The following is a 359-nucleotide window of genomic DNA, read 5'->3' as shown; positions in this document are numbered from 1 at the left end:
TTCAACGTGATCACGGGCCTCTACACGCCGGACTCCGGCGAGTTCAAGCTCGACGGCACGGAATACAAGCCGACCGCGGTGCACCAGGTCGCGAAGACGGGCATCGCGCGCACGTTCCAGAACATCCGGCTGTTCGGCGGGATGACGGCACTCGAGAACGTGATGGTGGGCCGCCACGTGCGCACCAAGCACGGTCTGCTGGGCGCGGTGTTCCAGACGCCGGCCGAACGCCAGGAAGAGCGCGAGATCAAGGAGCGCGCGATCGAGCTGCTCGAATACGTCGGCGTGCTGCAGTACGCGGACTACACGTCGCGCAACCTGTCGTACGGCCACCAGCGTCGTCTCGAGATTGCGCGCGC

1 protein-coding gene is annotated in these 359 nt (G+C 66.0%); it reads left to right on the top strand.

What is annotated here, in order from left to right; translation table 11 throughout:
- A partial coding sequence (locus tag DIE23_RS39255) for an ATP-binding cassette domain-containing protein (protein ID WP_148093515.1) occupies positions 1–359 on the top strand: 359 nt, incomplete at both ends.

This window comes from Burkholderia sp. Bp9143 (assembly GCF_003853645.1).
Classification (GTDB): domain Bacteria; phylum Pseudomonadota; class Gammaproteobacteria; order Burkholderiales; family Burkholderiaceae; genus Burkholderia.
The sequence above is the reverse complement of the archived record's forward strand: the minus strand, read 5'-3'. Positions and strand labels throughout refer to the sequence as shown.